Consider the following 16,375-nt stretch of genomic DNA (forward strand, 5'->3'; position numbering starts at 1 on the left):
ATGGGTGACAGGACTTTGACCACGTTGGAAGGCCGTTCGGCGGCCCGGCCGACACCGCCGCCGACGCCTGCACCTCTCGTCGAAGGACGGCCGGACCGCCCGGCGGAACACCGGACCGCGTGGCAGCGGCTGCGTGCTCCCCGGCACCCCCGTATCTGGTTCGAGATCCTGCTCATCGCGGCCAGCTACGGCGTCTATTCGCTCATCCGTAACGCCGTTCCGGAACAGAAGGCTCAGGCGCTGCGCAACGCGGACTGGATCTGGCGCGCGGAGGAGAGCCTGGGTCTCGCCTTCGAGAAGACGGTCAACCACGCGGTGGACTCGGTCAGCTGGCTCATCGTGACGATGAACTACTACTACGCGACGCTGCACTTCGTGGTCACCATCGGTGTGCTGGTCTGGCTCTACCGCTGGCATCCGGGCCGTTACGCGGCGATCCGCATGGTGCTGTTCTCGACCACGGCCGTCGCCCTGCTCGGCTACTATCTGTATCCGCTCGCGCCGCCCCGGCTCATGGAGAGCCAGAACTTCATCGACACGGTGCTGGTCCACCAGACATGGGGCTCCATGGCCTCGGGCGACCTGAAGCACATGTCGAACCAGTACGCAGCGATGCCGTCCATGCACATCGGGTGGTCGCTCTGGTGCGGGCTCGCCGTCTTCGCCCTCGCCAAGGCTCCATGGGCCAGGATCCTGGGGCTGCTGTACCCGGTGGCCACGCTCGTCGTCATCGTCGCCACAGCCAACCACTTCTGGATGGACGCCCTCGGCGGCATCCTCTGCCTGGCCTTCGGCATCGGCCTGGTGTGCGCGTGGTACGGCAGCCCGCCGCACCGGCTGCCCCGGTACGTCACGGCGGCACCGCCGGCCGAGGCGGAGCGCCCGCCGCCCGAGGCGGAGCGACCGGTGGCCGCCGCGGAGCGACCGGTGGCCGCGGCGCCCGCCGCCGGAGCCGTTCAGGCGCCGTAGAACAGCTCGTCCACCACGGCCCGGGCGCGGCGCGTCGTACGGCGGTAGTCCTCGACCATCTCGCCGACGTGCCCCGGGCCGTACCCCAGGTAACGGGCCACGGCGGCCAGTTCGCGCCCGTCCGAGGGGAACGTGTCGCCGGCCCGGCCCCGCACCAGCATCACGCCGTTGCGCACCCGGGTCGCCAGCACCCACGCCTCGTCCAGGGTCCGCGCGTACCGCTCGCTGACCAGGCCCGCGTCGCGGGCCGCGGCGAGTGCCTCGCGGGTGCTGGTGGTGCGCAGGCCCGGCACCTCGTGGGCGTGCCGCATCTGCACGAGCTGGACCGTCCACTCGACGTCCGACAGGCCGCCCCGGCCGAGCTTCGTGTGGAGCGTCGGGTCCGCGCCGCGCGGCAGGCGCTCCGTCTCCATCCGGGCCTTCAGGCGCCGGATCTCCCGCGCCGCGGCGTCGTCGAGGCCCTTCACCGGGTGGCGGAGCGGGTTGACCAGTTCGATGAAGCGGCGGCCCAGGTCCGGGTCGCCCGCCATCGGCTCGGCGCGCAGCAGCGCCTGGCTCTCCCACCCCAGCGACCAGCGCCGGTAGTACGCCTCGTACGACTTGAGCGTACGGACCAGGGGGCCGCTGCGGCCCTCCGGGCGCAGATCCGCGTCGACCAGCAAGGGCGGGTCGGCGGTCGGAAGTTGCAGGAGCCGGCGCATCTCGGCGACGACCCGGTTCGCGGCGCGGGCGGCCTCCTGCTCGTCCACGCCGTCGCGCGGCTCGTGCACGAACAGCACGTCCGCGTCGGAGCCGTAGCCCAGCTCGTGGCCGCCGAAGCGGCCCATGCCGATGACGGCGAAGCGGGTGGGGAGCGTCTCGCCCCACTCCGCGCGTACGGCGGCGCGCAGGGCGCCCGCGATCGTGGCGGCGTTCAGGTCGGTGACGGCCCGGCCGACCCGGTCGACGAGCGCGCCCGCGTCCGCGTGCGCGGGGACCTCCTCGGTGCCGTACGACGCGATGATGTCGGCCGCGGCCGTACGGAACAGCTCTCTGCGGCGTACGCCACGGGCCGCCGCCACCGCCTGCTCGGCGTTGTCGGCCCGGCCCGCAGCCGCGAGGATCTCCGGCTCCAGGTGGTTGCGGCCGCGCGGTTCGAGGCCCTCCGGCGCGCCGAGGATCGCCACCGCCTCGGGGGCCCGCAGCAGCAGGTCCGGGGCGAGGCGGCCGGCCGACAGGACACGGGCCAGGTTCTCGGCCGCGGCGCCCTCGTCGCGGAGGAGCCGCAGGTACCAGGGGGTCTTGCCGAGCGCGTCCGACACCTTGCGGAAGCCGAGCAGGCCCGCGTCGGGGTCGGCCGAGTCGGCGAACCAGCCGAGGAGGACCGGGAGCAGCGTGCGCTGGATCGCCGCCTTGCGGGTCACCCCGGCGGACAGTGCCTCCAGGTGTCGCAGCGCGGCGGCGGGATCGGCGTACCCGAGCGCTTCGAGCCGTTCGCCGGCCGCCTCGGCGCTGAGGCGGGTCTCGCCGGGGGCGAGCTGGGCGACGGCGTCGAGCAGAGGCCGGTAGAACAGCTTCTCGTGGAGGCGGCGGACCACCGAGGCGTGCCGCCGCCACTCCCGGTTGAGCTCCGCGACCGGGTCCGTGCGCAGGCCGAGCGAGCGGCCCAGGCGGCGCAGGTCGGCCTCGCCTTCCGGGACGAGGTGCGTGCGGCGGAGCCGGTACAGCTGGATACGGTGCTCCATGGCGCGCAGGAACCGGTACGCGTCGTCGAGCTGCGCGGCATCGGCCCGGCCCACGTAGCCGCCGGCCGCGAGCGCCGCCAGGGCGTCCAGCGTCTTGCCGCTGCGGAGCGTGGCGTCGCTGCGGCCGTGCACGAGCTGGAGGAGCTGCACCGCGAACTCGACGTCCCGGAGGCCGCCGGGCCCGAGCTTCAGCTCGCGCTCGAGGTGCGCGGCCGGGATGTTGTCGACGACCCGGCGCCGCATCTTCTGCACGTCGGTGACGAAGTTCTCGCGCTCGGCCGCCTCCCAGACGAGCGGCGCCAGCGCCTCGATGTACTCGGTGCCCAGCTCTATGTCACCGGCCACCGGGCGGGCCTTGAGCAGCGCCTGGAACTCCCAGGTCTTCGCCCAGCGCTGGTAGTAGGCGAGGTGGGAGGAGAGCGTACGGACCAGCGGCCCGTTGCGGCCCTCGGGACGGAGGTTCGCGTCGACGGGCCAGATCGTGCCCTCGACGGTCGTCTCCGAGCAGATCCGCATGAGGTGCGAGGCGAGGCGGGTCGCCGCCTGGAGCGCCGCACGCTCGTCGGCGCCCTCGACGGCCTCCCCCACGAAGATCACGTCCACGTCGGAGACGTAGTTCAGCTCATGGCCGCCGCACTTGCCCATCGCGATGACCGCCAGGCGGCACAGCGCGGCGTCCGCGGGCGCGGCCGAGCGGGCGATCGCCAGCGCCGCGCGGAGCGTCGCCGTCGCGAGGTCGGCCAGCTCGGCGGCGGCCTCCGACACGTCCGTGGTGCCGCACACGTCGCGGGCCGCTATGGCCAGGAGGCTGCGGCGGTAGGCGACACGGAGGGAGACCGGGTCCGTGGCGGCGGCCAGGTCCTGCTCGAACTCGGCGACGCCCGGGTGCAGGTCGGTCGGCTCGTATGTGACGAGCGCCTGCCAGTCGAGGGGGTGCCGTGCCAGGTGGTCCCCGAGCGCCTCCGACGCGCCCAGCACGCCGAGCAGCCGGTCGCGGAGCGGCTTGGCGCTGACCAGCGTCGCCGTCAGCGCCTGCGGCCCCTCCCCGGGCTGCGCCTCGGCCAGCCGCACGAGGCCGCGCAGCGCGAGATCCGGATCGGCGGTGGCACCGAGCGCGTCCAGGAGAACGGGATCGGCCCGGACGGCGGCCAGCGCGGGGCTGTCCAGCAGGCGCTCGGCGGCGGCCGCGTCGATGAAGCCGTGCCGCAGCAGCCGAGTGAAGGTGCTGCTCCTACGCCCCGGCGCCGTCGTCATCCAGCCACTCCCTCCACGAACACCCGCTCCCCCGAGCCTATCGGTCCGCGTCGCACCCGGTACGCCTGGTGGACGGCCGTCGGCCGACCGCCCAGACTCGGGCCCATGAGCATGAACATGAACTGGACACTGGAAGTGGTCCCCGTCCCGGTGACGGATCTCGACCGGGCCAAGGAGTTCTACGGCGACAAGTGCGGCTTCAAGGTGGACCTCGACTCCGAGGTGGCCCCGGGGGTGCGCATCATCCAGCTCACCCCGCCCGGCTCGCGCTGCTCGATCGCCCTGGAGAACGGCCTTCCGACGGCACCCGGACAGAAGCAGATGGCCCCGGGCACCCTGCACGGGCTCCAGGTGTGCGTGCTGGACATCGCGGCTGCCCGTGACGAACTGGTGTCGCGGGGCGTGGAGGTGAGCGCCGTCCACCATGTGGGTCCCCGGGGGTGGACCGAGGGCAGGGGTGAGACCTGGAACTCGTTCATGTTCTTCCAGGACCCGGACGGCAACGGCTGGACCGTTCAGGAGGCCCCTTCGGAGCTGTCCGAGCGCTAGGTCGTGTCCGGCGGATCATGCCTGGGCCGCGGGGCCCGGCACCGAAAGGGCGCCCGGCCCCGATGCCGCCGTGCCCCGCCGGACACTCCCTGCTCAGCGCACGACGGTGTAGCGCAGATGGGTGACGGCGGGGGCGTCGACCACCCGGTCCACCTCCAGCGTGAGGTCCGGGTCGACGCCGTCGAACAGCCGGATGCCGTCCCCCAGCAGCAGCGGCGCCAGGTGGATCTCCAGCTCGTCGAGGAGCCCCGCGTTGAGGTACTGCCGTACGGTGTGCGCCCCGCCGGAGATCTGCACGTCCTTGTCCCCGGCAACGGCACGGGCCTCTTCGAGTGCGGCCTCGATGCCGTCGGTGACGTATGTGAAGACGGTGCCCTGCCGGACCCACGCGTCGCGGGCGCTGGTCGTCAGGACGAACACCGGCGCCTGGAAGGGCGGCGGATCGGGCCAGGCGCGCTCGCCCTCGTCGAACATGCGGCGCCCCATGACGTACGCCCCCGCCCGGTCGAAGTTCTCGGCGACCACCAGCCCGGAACGGCTCGTCTCCCCGCCGGTCATCCCATGCCGCTCCCGCCACGCCTCCACGCCGTACATCCACTGGTGGATGCGCGCCCCGCCGTCCCCGAGCGGATTCCCGGGGCCGGCGTGTGGTCCGGCGATGAAGCCGTCGAGGGACATGCCGAGGCTCGCGAAGACCTTGTCCATGCTCCTCATGCTGACCCGCACGCCCGCGCGGCGCACCGCGGAAGCGGTACGCCGGGGCGCGCCCGGGCGTCCGGCCCGTTACAGAACCGGGAGGTTCTTCTTCAGCTCGAAGGCCGTGACCTCGGAGCGGTACTCCTCCCACTCCTGCTTCTTGTTGCGGAGGAAGAAGTCGAAGACGTGCTCGCCGAGGGTCTCGGCGACCAGTTCGCTGCGCTCCATGAGGGAGATGGCCTCGCCCAGGTTCTGCGGGAGCGGCTCGATGCCCATGGCGCGGCGTTCCGCGTCGGAGAGGGCCCACACGTCGTCGTCGGCGCCGGCCGGGAGTTCGTAGCCCTCCTCGATGCCCTTCAGGCCGGCGGCCAGGAGGACGGCGTACGTCAGGTAGGGGTTGGCGCCAGAGTCGATGGAGCGGACCTCGACGCGGGACGAGCCGGTCTTGCCGGGCTTGTACATGGGGACGCGGATCAGCGCGGAGCGGTTGTTGTGGCCCCAGCAGATGTACGAGGGGGCCTCGCCGCCCGAGCCGGCCGTGCGGGTGGAGCCGCCCCAGATGCGCTTGTAGGAGTTGACCCACTGGTTGGTGACCGCGGAGATCTCGGCGGCGTGCTTCAGGAGGCCCGCGATGAAGGAGCGGCCCACCTTGGAGAGCTGGTACTCCGCGCCCGACTCGTAGAAGGCGTTGCGGTCGCCCTCGAAGAGGGACAGGTGGGTGTGCATGCCCGAGCCGGGGTACTCCGAGAACGGCTTGGGCATGAACGTCGCCTGTACGCCCTGCTCCAGGGCGACCTGCTTCATGACCAGGCGGAACGTCATGATGTTGTCGGCCGTCGACAGCGCGTCGGCGTAGCGGAGGTCGATCTCCTGCTGGCCCGGCGCGCCCTCGTGGTGGGAGAACTCCACCGAGATGCCCATCGACTCCAGCATCGTGATCGCCTGGCGGCGGAAGTCCATGCCGACGTTCTGCGGGGTGTGGTCGAAGTAGCCGGAGCTGTCGGCGGGGGTCGGGCGGGTGCCGTCGACCGGCTTGTCCTTCAGCAGGAAGAACTCGATCTCGGGGTGGGTGTAGAAGGTGAACCCGAGGTCGGAGGTCTTCGCCAGGATGCGCTTCAGGACGTAACGGGGGTCCGCGAAGGACGGGGAGCCGTCGGGCATGAGGATGTCGCAGAACATCCGGGCCGTGCCCGGGGCCTCGGCCCGCCACGGCAGGATCTGGAACGTCGCCGGATCCGGCTTGGCGATCATGTCGGACTCGTACACACGCGCGAAACCCTCGATCGCGGAGCCGTCGAAGCCGATGCCCTCGTCGAAGGCCTGCTCCAGTTCGGCGGGGGCCACGGCGACCGACTTGAGGAAGCCGAGCACGTCGGTGAACCACAGGCGCACGAAGCGGATGTCGCGCTCCTCCAGGGTTCGGAGCACAAATTCCTGCTGCTTGTCCATTTCCACACCCATCCTCGCTGATCAGGGCCAGCATGCCACCACACGGTTTCGTGCACGTTGCGATCCCATAGTGCCTGGCAAGGTGTGGTGCGGGTAACGCGAGGTGCGTGGCGGGCGGCGGCCGGAGGGTTCGCGCAGACTGGGGAAATGGACCGTGCCGCACGGAACCTGCCGGGCGTCCGGCCGCAGGGACGGCTGCGCATGCTGCCCTGGTTGCTGCTGCTGGCGGTGCTCGTCGCCCAGCTGGCCATGCCCGAGACCGTGCAGCTGGGCTTCGCGTTCGCCGTGGTGGCCCCGCTGACGTCCCTGGTGTACGGGGTGCTGGGGACCTCCATGGTGGCCGCCGTCATGACGGGAGTGCTGCTGGTGCCGGAGGTGCGGGCCGAGCATGTGAGCAGCGGCGACATCCTGGCCTTCGCTCTCATCGGGGCGGTCAGCGCGTTCCTCGCGTGGGTACGGTCCCGGCGGGACGACCAGCTGGTGTCGGTGCGCACGGTCGCGGAGGCCGCGCAGCTCGCCGTGCTGCCGCCACTGCCCGCGCGGGTGGATCGGGTGCGGTGCGGGGCCCTGTACCGGGCGGCGGAGCGGGCCGCGCTCGTGGGCGGGGATCTGTACGACGTACAGCAGGGGCCGTACGGGGTACGGGCGGTGGTCGCCGATGTGCAGGGGCACGGGCTGTCGGCGGTGGCGACGGTGGCGGCGCTGCTGGGAACCTTCCGGGAGGCGGTGCTGGACGAGCCGGAGCTGGAGGGGGTCGCGACGCGGCTGGACCGGCGGCTGGTGGTGGACTCGGCGCGGCAGGAGGACGCGGAGCTGTTCGCGACGGCCGTACTGGTGGAGTTCCCCGGGGCGGGAGGGGAGGGTGACGGCGGCCAGGCGGTGGTACGAGTGCTGAGCTGCGGGCATCCGCCGCCCGTGCTGGTGACGCGGGGCGGTGCGCGGGAGGTCATGCTGGAGCCGGGGCTGCCGCTGGGGCTCGATCTGGGCGACGGCTTCCGGGCGCCCGCACCCGTCTCCGTACCGCTGGGGCCGTCTGACGTGCTGCTCGCGTACACCGACGGGGTGACGGAGGCGCGGGACTCGGAGGGCGCCTTCTATCCACTGGTGGCGCGGATCCGGCCCGACCGGGACCCGGCGGCTCTGGTGCGGTCGGTGTGGCGCGATCTGTCCTCGTACGCGGGTGAGGTCCCCGACGATGTGGCACTGCTCGCGCTCCGGCTGTCTCCCGGCGACTGAGGGTTTCCGTCCTCCGGGTCTCGGTCCTCCGGTCTGCCCGTCTGCCCGTCTGCCGGTCCGCCCGTCTGCCCGTCCGCCCGTCTGCCGGTCCGCCCGTCTGCCGGTCTTCCGGTCCCTCTGGCGTACGGAGGGGGGTCGCCCATTACCATCACGCCCATGGAGGGCCTGCGGCTCATACGCATCGCGCGCCGCGCGCGAGTCACGCGTCCCATGGCCCTGTTGGGTGCCGTGGCGACGCTCCTCGCCGCGCTCTTCATCTGTTTCGGCCCGGCGCGGCACGCCGACCGCGTGGACGCGGACCGGCGCGTGGCCGCTGTCCGTGCGGTGGCCGACCCCACGTCGCCGTTCGGCGCGGTGGTGTCGCCGAGCCACGCCAGCTGTCCGTACGACGACCGCGAGTGCGGGCTGTTCCCCTCCCTCACCCCGGCCGTCCTCACCGTGCCGCCGCTGGACCCGCCGCTGTACGCGGACGGGCTCGCCCCGTTCGGGCCGGCGCCCGACGTGGCCCGGCCGGACGGTGTGCAGGCCCTGCCGCGAGCTCCCGACCTGCATGTCCTTCAGGTGCTCCGGACCTGATCGGGCCGTGTGACGCGGGCCTTCGGGGCCCTGTTCATCCCGCCCCGTCCGCGTCGCGTGCAGTCCAGTCGCAGGATTCCCCCCTCGCTCTCTCGAGTGAGCTTTCGCAGAAGGACACCGAATCATCATGGCCGCCAACCGTTCCTCGTCCGCCGACCGCCGGGCCCGAATAGAGCAGATGCGCAAGGCCGAGCGGAGCCGTGAGCGCCGCAACCGCATCATCACGCTGACCGTGAGCGGCGCCGTGGTCGCCGGGCTCGTCGGCTTCGGCGCGTACGTACTGAACGAGGAGTCGAAGGAGAAGCAGCGGCAGGAGGCCGCCGCCAAGGCCCCCATCAAGGACGAGAAGTCCTGGGACGCGGCGAAGCTGGGCCGCAACCACGTCAAGACAGCCGTCTCGTATCCGATGAAGCCGCCGGTCGGCGGTGACCACCACCAGGTGTGGATGGACTGTGACGGCACCGTCTACAAGGAGCCGATCCCCGAGGTGAACGCCGTCCACTCGCTGGAGCACGGCGCGGTGTGGGTGACGTACAACGACAAGGCACCGGCGGACGCGGTGAAGACGCTGGAGGAGAAGGTCGCCAAGACGCCGTACACGATGATCAGCCCGGTCAAGGACCAGGCCGGCGCGATCATGCTGTCGGCGTGGGGCAAGCAGGTCACCATCGACAGCGCCGACGACCCGCGCGTGAACCAGTTCTTCGCCAAGTACGTGCAGGGCCCGCAGACGCCCGAGCCGGGCGCTGCGTGCACGGGCGGCCAGACCGGGATGGTCAAGCAGTGACCCGCACGGGCCTGAGCCGTACCACCTGGCTGGCGGCCGGGGCGGTGCTGCTGGCGCTGGTCTTCGCGGGCTGGGCCACGGTCACCGCGCTGGGCCGCGACACCGGGCCGACGGCCGCCGCCGTGCCGGGCGACGACTCGGCGGACGCCGGGTTCGCGCGGGACATGTCGGTGCACCACCAGCAGGCGGTGGAGATGTCGTTCATCGTGCGGGACCGCACGCAGGACGAGGAGGTGCGCCGGCTGGCGTACGACATCGCCAACACCCAGGCCAACCAGCGCGGCATGATGCTGGGCTGGCTGGACATGTGGGGGCTGACGAAGTCGGCGCCGGACCGGGAGCCGATGTCCTGGATGGCCGGGGGGCACGGTGGTGCCCACGGCTCCGGCCACGGCTCCGGCCAGGGTGGCTCCGCCCAGCAGGCCCGTGCCGGTGCCCTCATGCCGGGCATGGCCACCAAGGCGGAGCTGGAGCAGCTGCGCACGGCGAGCGGCGAGCAGGCCGAGGTGCTGTACCTCCAGCTGATGATCGACCACCACAAGGGCGGCGTCGACATGGCCCAGGGCTGTGTCGACCAGTGCCGGGTCGGCCTGGAGAAGCGGCTCGCACAGGGCATGGTCGACGGGCAGGAGTCCGAGATCGCGCTGATGACGGATCTCCTGGCGAAGCGCGGCGCCGAGCCGCGCGTCTGAGGTCCAGGTCGGCGTCCTGACCGCTGCGGCTCGCCGTTCGGCGGCCGCAGCGGTCGCGAGGGGCGGTGGGGGCGTCCAGAATGGAGGGGCTCGGGGACGACGACGTATGGCCTTCTACGGAGGTACGCACCCTCATGACCACCGCCCGAGACATCATGCACCGGGGGGCCAATTGGATCCCCGCGACCGAGACCCTGGACCGTGCCGCGCAGCAGATGCGTGAGCTCAATGTGGGCGCACTGCCCATCGCCGATACGAACGAGCGGCTCTGCGGCATCGTCACCGACCGCGACATCGTGGTGAAGTGCGTGGCGGCGGGCCATGACCCGTCGCGTGTGACCTGCGGCGACATCGCCGAGGGCACACCCCGCTGGATCGATGCGAACGCGGATGTGAGCGAGGTCCTGCGGGAGATGGAGGGCCACCAGATCAAGCGGTTGCCGGTGATCGAGAACAAGCGGCTCGTCGGGATCATCAGTGAGGCGGACCTGGCGCGGAACCTCACCGACGAGCAGGTCGCCGAGTTCGCCGCGAAGGTGTACGCGAGGGCCTGACGCGCCTGACGGCACCCACTCGGGGCGGGGCCCCGGGCCCGGGTGCCGCCCCACGCTCGTACGCGGGGGCCCGGTCCGTGGGCCGGGCCCCCTCGCCCTCGGCGTTGCCCGACTGCGGGCCAGGGCCTCACGGGTGGAGGACCGCCCCCGCGATCGTGTCCGGGCGGTCCAGCATCATGAGGTGGCCTGTGGCCGGGACCGGGGTGAAGTGGGCGTTCAGGGTGGTGGCGAGGGCGCGTTGGCGGGTGGACCAGGGGGGCTCGGGGGTGGCCAGGACTCTTACCGGGAGGTGCGGGGGGAGGGGGTGCCGGGGGCGGAGGCTCAGGAGCTCGGCGGCGACCGACATGTAGTGCGCGTTCTCCAGGAGTGCGCCGTCCAGGACCCGGCGGGTCCGGTAGCAGCGGCGTACGAGGGCCGTGGGCGCCGGGTCCGGCGCGTGGCCCGCGCGGGAGAGCCGGACCATCATGCGGCGGGCGAGGGGGCCCAGCGCGGCGGGGGCGCCCACGGCGGCCAGGGCGGTGCCCAGCGAGCGGGCCGTGGCGGTGTGCAGGGCGGGCAACAGGGGTGGGCGCGCCCGCTCCTCGACCGACGAGTCGACCAGGACCAGGCCCGCCGTACGCGCCGGGTACAGCCGCGCGAACGCCTCCGCGTGGAATCCGGCGAGGGAGTGGCCGACCGCCGTGACCCGCTCGGTGCCCATGCCGAGCGCGTCCAGGACGGCCGCGATCCGGTGTGCCTCGCCCGCCGCGGTGGGGGCGGCCGTCGCCGGACCGCTCAGGCCGTGCCCCGGACGGTCGAAGCGGACGACCGTGCGATGCGGGGCGAGCAGCGGGACGACCGGCTCCCAGTCGAACCAGCACATCGCGAGGCCGGCGCTCAGTACGCAGACGGGCCCGGCGCCCTCGACGGTCACGTGGTGGGGGACGCCCCCGATCCGTACGAACCCGGTCACCGGCGCCGCCCCTCGGCGCCGCGCGCCAGCGACCGGGCCAGTACCAGCAGCCACACCGCGACCAGCAGGAGCTGCGCGCGCTGGGCAGCGCCCAGCGCCCAGTGGCCGCGCTCCGCCTCGAACGCGGCGACGGCCACCAGTGTCCAGGCCGTGGCGGCCAGCTCCAGCGCGACGAGGACGGGCCCCGTGCGGGCCAGGGGCGGCCACCAGCCGTAACGACGGGCGGCGACCGTGAGCGCGACGACCGCCGTGACGGCACCGGCCATGGCCAGGCTGGAGCTGACGGCGTGCGCGACATGCGTACCCGGGACCAGCCCGGCGTCCTCGCGGGCCACACACTCGGCGTCGGCCGTCGGCGCGCAGCTGAGCGGCAGCCGCGAGTCCACGGCGGTGGCGGCGCCGAACACCGCCAGGGCCACCCAGCCGGTCACCGCCCAGAAACGGCGCTCCAGCGTGCCGAGCGCGATCAGCGCGGCGGCCAGTACCAGGGCACCGGCGACCAGGTCGGTCGTGCGGAAGAAGCCGCTCAGGCGCTGGTCGGTGGCGGCGAGCTCGCTGACGTACGACTGCACCGGGTCGAGGCCGGTGTCGAGGGGCAGTTCGAGGAGCCAGGCGCTGTAGGCGAGCGTCCCGAGGACGAGAAGGACACAGAGGACACGGAGGACAAGGAGGGCTGGGAGAAGGGGGAGGGCGGGGAGAACGGGGAGAACGGGGAAGGCGGCGACGGACCGGCGCCGGGGAGACCGGCGGGAGTGCGTCCGATGCGTGGGCCCGTGATCGGCGCGCGCCGCGCCTGCCTCAGGCCCGGTACCCCGAGGGGGTAGGCTGCGCACCATGGGCGCCAGGGTGAGACGGCGGTGCGCGACGCGCGGCGCGTCGTGGTGCGGGCGGCTGCTGCTGCTCGCGGCGCTTCTGCTCGGCATCATCACGATGCACACGTGGGGCCATCCTTCGGAGCATGCGGACGCGCAGTCGGCGGCGGCGCCCGCTCACGGCTCGGCGTACTCGGAGCACCTGGCCGCACACGGCGCCCCGGCGCATGACGCCCCTGAAGACGCGCCGCGGGGCGGTATGGATGCAGCCGCGGCCTGTTTCGCCCTGATCGGCTCCGCCGGTGCGGGTCTGGCCGGGTTCGCCGCACTCCGTCTGCTGCGGCGGGTACCTCGCACAGAGGCCCTCCGGTCCGGCCTGACCGGTCCCCGGAGGCCGCTGCGCCCGCAGTGGCCCCAGCCGCCGCCCCGGCGCGTGGCCCTCGCGGAACTCTCGGTGTTGCGGATCTAGGAACGGGCGCGCTCGGCCGCGCGCGGCCGGCGTTCCCCCGTTCTCCGTTCTCACCGAAATACACCCATACGAGGTGACTTGACCATGCGTTCTTTCCGTACGTCCCCCTCGCGCCGCGCCGTCCTCGGCGCCGGCCTCGCCGTCGCCGGCACGGCGGCGCTCTCCGCCTGCACGGGCTCCGGGTCCGGGTCCGGGTCCGGGCACTCCGGGCACGGCTCGTCCGCCGGCCCCGCCTCGGCGGGCTTCGTCGCACCGGACGGCCCCGAGGTCGCCGCCGCCGAGGCCGCGCGCGGCTCCGGCCCCGTCCGCACCGTCCGCCTCACCGCCACGGCCACCACGCTCGACCTGGGCGCCGGCCGCACCGTGAAGTCCTGGGCGTACGGCGACGAGCTGCCCGGCAAGGAGGTGCGGGTCACGGCGGGCGACACCCTGGCGCTCACCCTCGCCAACAACCTGCCGCAGGCCACGTCCCTGCACTGGCACGGACTCGCCCTGCGCAACGACATGGACGGCGTGCCCGGCCTGACGCAGCAGGACATCAAGCCCAGCGGCGAGTTCGCCTACCGCTTCGCGGTGCCGCACCCGGGCACGTACTGGTTCCACCCGCACTCGGGCCCCCAGCTCGACCGGGGCCTGTACGCACCGCTGATCGTCGAGGACCCGAAGGAGCCGCTGGCCTACGACAAGGAGTGGGTCGTCGTCCTGGACGACTGGGTCGACGGCGTGGACGGCTCGACGCCCGACGCGGTGCTGGCCGAGCTGCGCCGGGGCATGGGGGACATGGACCACGGTTCGACCGGCGGCGGGGGCCACGAGGGCCACGGGGCGGTCGCGGGCGAGGCAGATGCACAGGCCGCCGCACAGGCCGAGGCCCGGGCCTCCGAAGGGACCACGTCACCGAGCCCGGGCGCGTCCGGCCCGTCCCGGATGATGATGGGCGCGAACAGCGACCTGCTCGGCGGTGACGCGGGCGATGTGGCCTACCCGTACTACCTGGTCAACGGGCGGACGGCGGAGGCTCCTTCGGAGTTCCGCGCCAAGCCGGGTGACCGGGTCCGGCTGCGGATCATCAACGCGGGCGGCGACACCGCGTTCCGCGTCGCGCTCGGCGGCCACCGGCTGACCGTGACGCACACGGACGGCTTCCCGGTACGGCACGCCGAGACGGACGCGCTGCTGATCGGCATGGGCGAGCGGTACGACGTACTGGTCACGGCGGGCGACGGCGTCTTCCCGCTGGTCGCCGCGGCCGAGGGCAAGAAGGCGGCCGCGCTCGCCGTGCTGCGGACCGGCGCGGGCGCGGCGCCCGCCGCCACCGTACGGCCGAAGGAGCTGACGAGCGGGCGGGTCATGACCGCCGACCGGCTGAAGGCGGCCGAGTCCGTGGCGCTGCCCGCCCGCACCCCGGACCGGACGATCAAGATCCGGCTGACCGGCGGGATGGCGAAGTACGACTGGGCGTTCGACGGCAAGCCGTACACCGCCGACCAGCGGCACGCCGTGAAGGCGGGCGAGCGGGTCCGGCTGGTCTTCCGCAACGAGACCACCATGTGGCACCCGCTGCATCTGCACGGCCACACCTTCGCCCTGGCGAACGTGGCGGGCGGTTCGCGGAAGGACACTGCGGTGATCCTGCCGAACGGGGCGCTCACGGTGGACTTCGACGCGGACAACCCGGGCCTGTGGATGCTCCACTGCCACAACGTCTACCACGCGGAGGCGGGGATGATGACGGTGCTCGGCTACCGCCGCTGACCGCCTGCCCGGGGCGGCCCCTGCCCGGGCCCGGCGGCTGCCGGACCCGGGCAGGACGTGGGCCGCCCCACACCTGCCCTCCAGGACATCGCGTCGGTCTGACGATTACACTGGGCGGCGTGCCTCAACTACGCCTCGCCCTGAATCAGATCGACTCGACCGTCGGCGACCTCTCCGGAAACGCCGAGGCGATCGTGCACTGGACCCGGCACGCCGCCGAACAGGGGGCGCATCTCGTCGCGTTCCCCGAGATGGCGCTGACCGGCTACCCCGTCGAGGACCTGGCCCTGCGGTCGTCCTTCGTGGATGCCTCGCGCGCCACGCTGCGCGGACTCGCCGCGCGGCTCGCCGCCGAGGGCCTCGGGGAGCTGCCGGTGATCGTCGGCTATCTGGACCGCTCGGAGCGGGCCCAGCCGAAGTACGGGCAGCCCGCCGGTGCGCCGCAGAACGCGGCCGCCGTGCTGCACCGCGGGGAGGTGGCACTCACGTTCGCCAAGCACCACCTGCCGAACTACGGCGTCTTCGACGAGTTCCGCTACTTCGTCCCGGGCGACACGCTCCCGGTGATCCGGGTGCACGGCGTGGACGTGGCGCTGGCGATCTGCGAGGACCTGTGGCAGGACGGCGGGCGCGTCCCGGCCACCCGGGCCGCGGGCGCCGGACTGCTGGTGTCGGTCAACGCCTCGCCGTACGAGCGGAACAAGGACGACGTCCGCCTGGAGCTGGTGCGCAAGCGCGCCCAGGAGGCCGGGTGCACCACCGCGTACCTGGCGATGATCGGCGGCCAGGACGAGCTGGTCTTCGACGGCGACTCGATCGTCGTGGACGCGAACGGCGAGGTCGTCGCCCGGGCGCCGCAGTTCGCCGAGGGCAGCGTGGTCCTGGACCTCGATCTGCCGGCCGCGGCGGCCGAACCGGTGACCGGCCTCCTGGACGACGGGCTCCGCGTCGAGCGGGTCGTGCTGTCCGAGGAGCCGCTGCCCGCGTACGAGCCCGAGCTGACCGGCGGCTACGCGGACCGTCTCGACGACGACGAGGAGGTGTACACCGCACTGGTCGTGGGGCTGCGCGCGTACGCCGCGAAGAACGGTTTCCGGTCCGTGCTGATCGGCCTGTCGGGCGGCATCGACTCGGCACTGGTCGCCGCCATCGCCTGCGACGCGCTGGGCGCGCAGAACGTGTACGGCGTGTCGATGCCGTCGAAGTACTCGTCGGAGCACTCCAAGGGCGACGCGGCCGAGCTGGCCCGTCGTACCGGGCTGAACTTCCGCACCGTACCCATCGAGCCGATGTTCGACGCGTACATGGGGTCGCTGGGCCTGACCGGCCTTGCCGAGGAGAACCTCCAGTCGCGGCTGCGCGGCACGCTGCTGATGGCGATCTCCAACCAGGAGGGCCACATCGTCCTCGCGCCGGGCAACAAGTCCGAGCTGGCGGTGGGCTACTCGACGCTGTACGGCGACTCGGTCGGCGCGTACGGGCCGATCAAGGACGTGTACAAGACGACGGTCTTCCGGCTGGCGAAGTGGCGCAACCGGGCGGCGGAGGAGCGCGGCCAGACCCCGCCGATCCCCGAGAGCTCCATCACCAAGCCGCCGAGCGCCGAGCTCCGCCCCGGCCAGGTCGACACCGACTCGCTGCCGGACTACGACGTCCTCGACCGGATCCTCGAACTGTACGTCGACCGCGACCAGGGCAAGGACGCGATCGTCGCGGCGGGCTTCGACGTGGAACTGGTCGCGAAGACACTGCGGCTGGTGGACACGGCGGAGTACAAGCGGCGCCAGTACCCGCCGGGCACGAAGATCTCCGCGAAGGGCTTCGGCAAGGACCGGCGCCTGCCGATCACGAACCGCTGGCGGGAGACCCCCCTCAGCGGCTGAACCGCCGCCGCGCCGGCG

General features: G+C 72.9%; 15 protein-coding genes. 10 read left to right on the forward strand and 5 right to left on the reverse strand.

Annotated elements, in window-relative coordinates:
* On the forward strand, positions 1-969 hold the full coding sequence (locus FVS66_RS17015) for a phosphatase PAP2 family protein (protein WP_187645557.1): 969 nt from the start codon (positions 1-3) through the stop codon (positions 967-969).
* On the opposite strand, the gene FVS66_RS17020 is transcribed toward FVS66_RS17015, so the two are convergent.
* A complete protein-coding gene (locus tag FVS66_RS17020) occupies positions 957-3,947 on the reverse strand; it encodes a bifunctional [glutamine synthetase] adenylyltransferase/[glutamine synthetase]-adenylyl-L-tyrosine phosphorylase (protein ID WP_149182028.1) in 2,991 nt (996 codons plus the stop codon). The two genes, FVS66_RS17015 and FVS66_RS17020, sit on opposite strands and share 13 nt — an antisense overlap.
* A gap of 117 nt (positions 3,948-4,064) precedes the next feature.
* Between FVS66_RS17020 and FVS66_RS17025 the strand changes: the two genes are divergently transcribed.
* Positions 4,065-4,496 carry a VOC family protein gene (locus FVS66_RS17025; RefSeq protein WP_149182098.1) on the forward strand — a complete coding sequence of 144 codons (432 nt, stop codon included), beginning with the start codon at positions 4,065-4,067 and terminating at the stop codon, positions 4,494-4,496.
* A gap of 93 nt (positions 4,497-4,589) precedes the next feature.
* Here the strand turns inward: FVS66_RS17025 and FVS66_RS17030 are convergent, their stop codons facing one another.
* The gene (locus FVS66_RS17030; protein WP_149182029.1) at positions 4,590-5,201 is read right to left on the reverse strand and encodes a dihydrofolate reductase family protein; all 612 of its coding nucleotides are present in this window, start codon (positions 5,199-5,201) and stop codon (positions 4,590-4,592) included.
* Between the two features lie 78 nt (positions 5,202-5,279).
* Positions 5,280-6,641, reverse strand: coding sequence for a glutamine synthetase family protein (locus FVS66_RS17035; RefSeq protein WP_149182030.1), 1,362 nt, complete (start codon positions 6,639-6,641; stop codon positions 5,280-5,282).
* Positions 6,642-6,788: 147 nt separating this feature from the next.
* Between FVS66_RS17035 and FVS66_RS17040 the strand changes: the two genes are divergently transcribed.
* The 5 genes from FVS66_RS17040 to FVS66_RS17060 all read left to right on the forward strand — a co-directional run bounded on the left by FVS66_RS17040 (position 6,789) and on the right by FVS66_RS17060 (position 10,486).
* Positions 6,789-7,877 carry a PP2C family protein-serine/threonine phosphatase gene (locus tag FVS66_RS17040; RefSeq protein WP_262387044.1) on the forward strand — a complete coding sequence of 363 codons (1,089 nt, stop codon included), beginning with the start codon at positions 6,789-6,791 and terminating at the stop codon, positions 7,875-7,877.
* A gap of 156 nt (positions 7,878-8,033) precedes the next feature.
* Complete coding sequence (locus tag FVS66_RS17045; RefSeq protein WP_149182031.1) at positions 8,034-8,453, forward strand: hypothetical protein; 420 nt, start codon at positions 8,034-8,036, stop codon at positions 8,451-8,453.
* Between the two features lie 127 nt (positions 8,454-8,580).
* Positions 8,581-9,240, forward strand: a complete 660-nt coding sequence (locus tag FVS66_RS17050) for a DUF3105 domain-containing protein (protein WP_149182032.1) — start codon at positions 8,581-8,583, stop codon at positions 9,238-9,240.
* Positions 9,237-9,932, forward strand: coding sequence for a DUF305 domain-containing protein (locus tag FVS66_RS17055; RefSeq protein ID WP_149182033.1), 696 nt, complete (start codon positions 9,237-9,239; stop codon positions 9,930-9,932). Before FVS66_RS17050 ends, FVS66_RS17055 begins: the two co-directional genes overlap by 4 nt.
* A 134-nt stretch (positions 9,933-10,066) precedes the next feature.
* Positions 10,067-10,486 (forward strand): CBS domain-containing protein, encoded by a 420-nt coding sequence (locus FVS66_RS17060; RefSeq protein WP_149182034.1) that lies wholly within the window; start codon positions 10,067-10,069, stop codon positions 10,484-10,486.
* Between the two features lie 127 nt (positions 10,487-10,613).
* Here the strand turns inward: FVS66_RS17060 and FVS66_RS17065 are convergent, their stop codons facing one another.
* Both FVS66_RS17065 and FVS66_RS17070 read right to left on the reverse strand, forming a co-directional pair.
* Positions 10,614-11,438, reverse strand: a complete 825-nt coding sequence (locus tag FVS66_RS17065) for an alpha/beta fold hydrolase (protein ID WP_149182035.1) — start codon at positions 11,436-11,438, stop codon at positions 10,614-10,616.
* On the reverse strand, positions 11,435-12,274 hold the full coding sequence (locus FVS66_RS17070; protein ID WP_149182036.1) for a DUF998 domain-containing protein: 840 nt from the start codon (positions 12,272-12,274) through the stop codon (positions 11,435-11,437). Before FVS66_RS17070 ends, FVS66_RS17065 begins: the two co-directional genes overlap by 4 nt.
* Here FVS66_RS17070 and FVS66_RS17075 point away from each other — a divergent pair.
* From FVS66_RS17075 to FVS66_RS17085, 3 genes are all read left to right on the forward strand, one after another.
* Complete coding sequence (locus tag FVS66_RS17075) at positions 12,273-12,719, forward strand: DUF6153 family protein (RefSeq protein ID WP_149182037.1); 447 nt, start codon at positions 12,273-12,275, stop codon at positions 12,717-12,719. The two genes, FVS66_RS17070 and FVS66_RS17075, sit on opposite strands and share 2 nt — an antisense overlap.
* Positions 12,720-12,803: 84 nt before the next feature.
* Positions 12,804-14,474, forward strand: coding sequence for a multicopper oxidase family protein (locus FVS66_RS17080; protein WP_149182038.1), 1,671 nt, complete (start codon positions 12,804-12,806; stop codon positions 14,472-14,474).
* Between the two features lie 119 nt (positions 14,475-14,593).
* A complete protein-coding gene (locus FVS66_RS17085) occupies positions 14,594-16,357 on the forward strand; it encodes an NAD+ synthase (protein WP_149182039.1) in 1,764 nt (587 codons plus the stop codon).
* The last annotated feature ends 18 nt before the right edge of the window (positions 16,358-16,375 follow it).

The sequence above is a fragment of the Streptomyces sp. TRM49041 genome (genome assembly GCF_008271805.1).
Taxonomy (GTDB): Bacteria; Actinomycetota; Actinomycetes; order Streptomycetales; family Streptomycetaceae; genus Streptomyces.

Bases quoted from the DNA above. Each gene is read 5' to 3' on its own strand.
- FVS66_RS17060 (WP_149182034.1), top strand. From the start codon at position 10,067: ATGACCACCGCCCGAGACATCATGCACCGGGGGGCCAATTGGATCCCC.
- FVS66_RS17040 (WP_262387044.1), top strand. From the start codon at position 6,789: ATGGACCGTGCCGCACGGAACCTGCCGGGCGTCCGGCCGCAGGGACGG.
- FVS66_RS17070 (WP_149182036.1), bottom strand. From the start codon at position 12,274: ATGGTGCGCAGCCTACCCCCTCGGGGTACCGGGCCTGAGGCAGGCGCG.
- FVS66_RS17020 (WP_149182028.1), bottom strand. From the start codon at position 3,947: ATGACGACGGCGCCGGGGCGTAGGAGCAGCACCTTCACTCGGCTGCTG.
- FVS66_RS17015 (WP_187645557.1), top strand. From the start codon at position 1: ATGGGTGACAGGACTTTGACCACGTTGGAAGGCCGTTCGGCGGCCCGG.
- FVS66_RS17025 (WP_149182098.1), top strand. From the start codon at position 4,065: ATGAACTGGACACTGGAAGTGGTCCCCGTCCCGGTGACGGATCTCGAC.
- FVS66_RS17075 (WP_149182037.1), top strand. From the start codon at position 12,273: ATGGGCGCCAGGGTGAGACGGCGGTGCGCGACGCGCGGCGCGTCGTGG.
- FVS66_RS17035 (WP_149182030.1), bottom strand. From the start codon at position 6,641: ATGGACAAGCAGCAGGAATTTGTGCTCCGAACCCTGGAGGAGCGCGAC.
- FVS66_RS17050 (WP_149182032.1), top strand. From the start codon at position 8,581: ATGGCCGCCAACCGTTCCTCGTCCGCCGACCGCCGGGCCCGAATAGAG.
- FVS66_RS17030 (WP_149182029.1), bottom strand. From the start codon at position 5,201: ATGGACAAGGTCTTCGCGAGCCTCGGCATGTCCCTCGACGGCTTCATC.
- FVS66_RS17080 (WP_149182038.1), top strand. From the start codon at position 12,804: ATGCGTTCTTTCCGTACGTCCCCCTCGCGCCGCGCCGTCCTCGGCGCC.
- FVS66_RS17045 (WP_149182031.1), top strand. From the start codon at position 8,034: ATGGAGGGCCTGCGGCTCATACGCATCGCGCGCCGCGCGCGAGTCACG.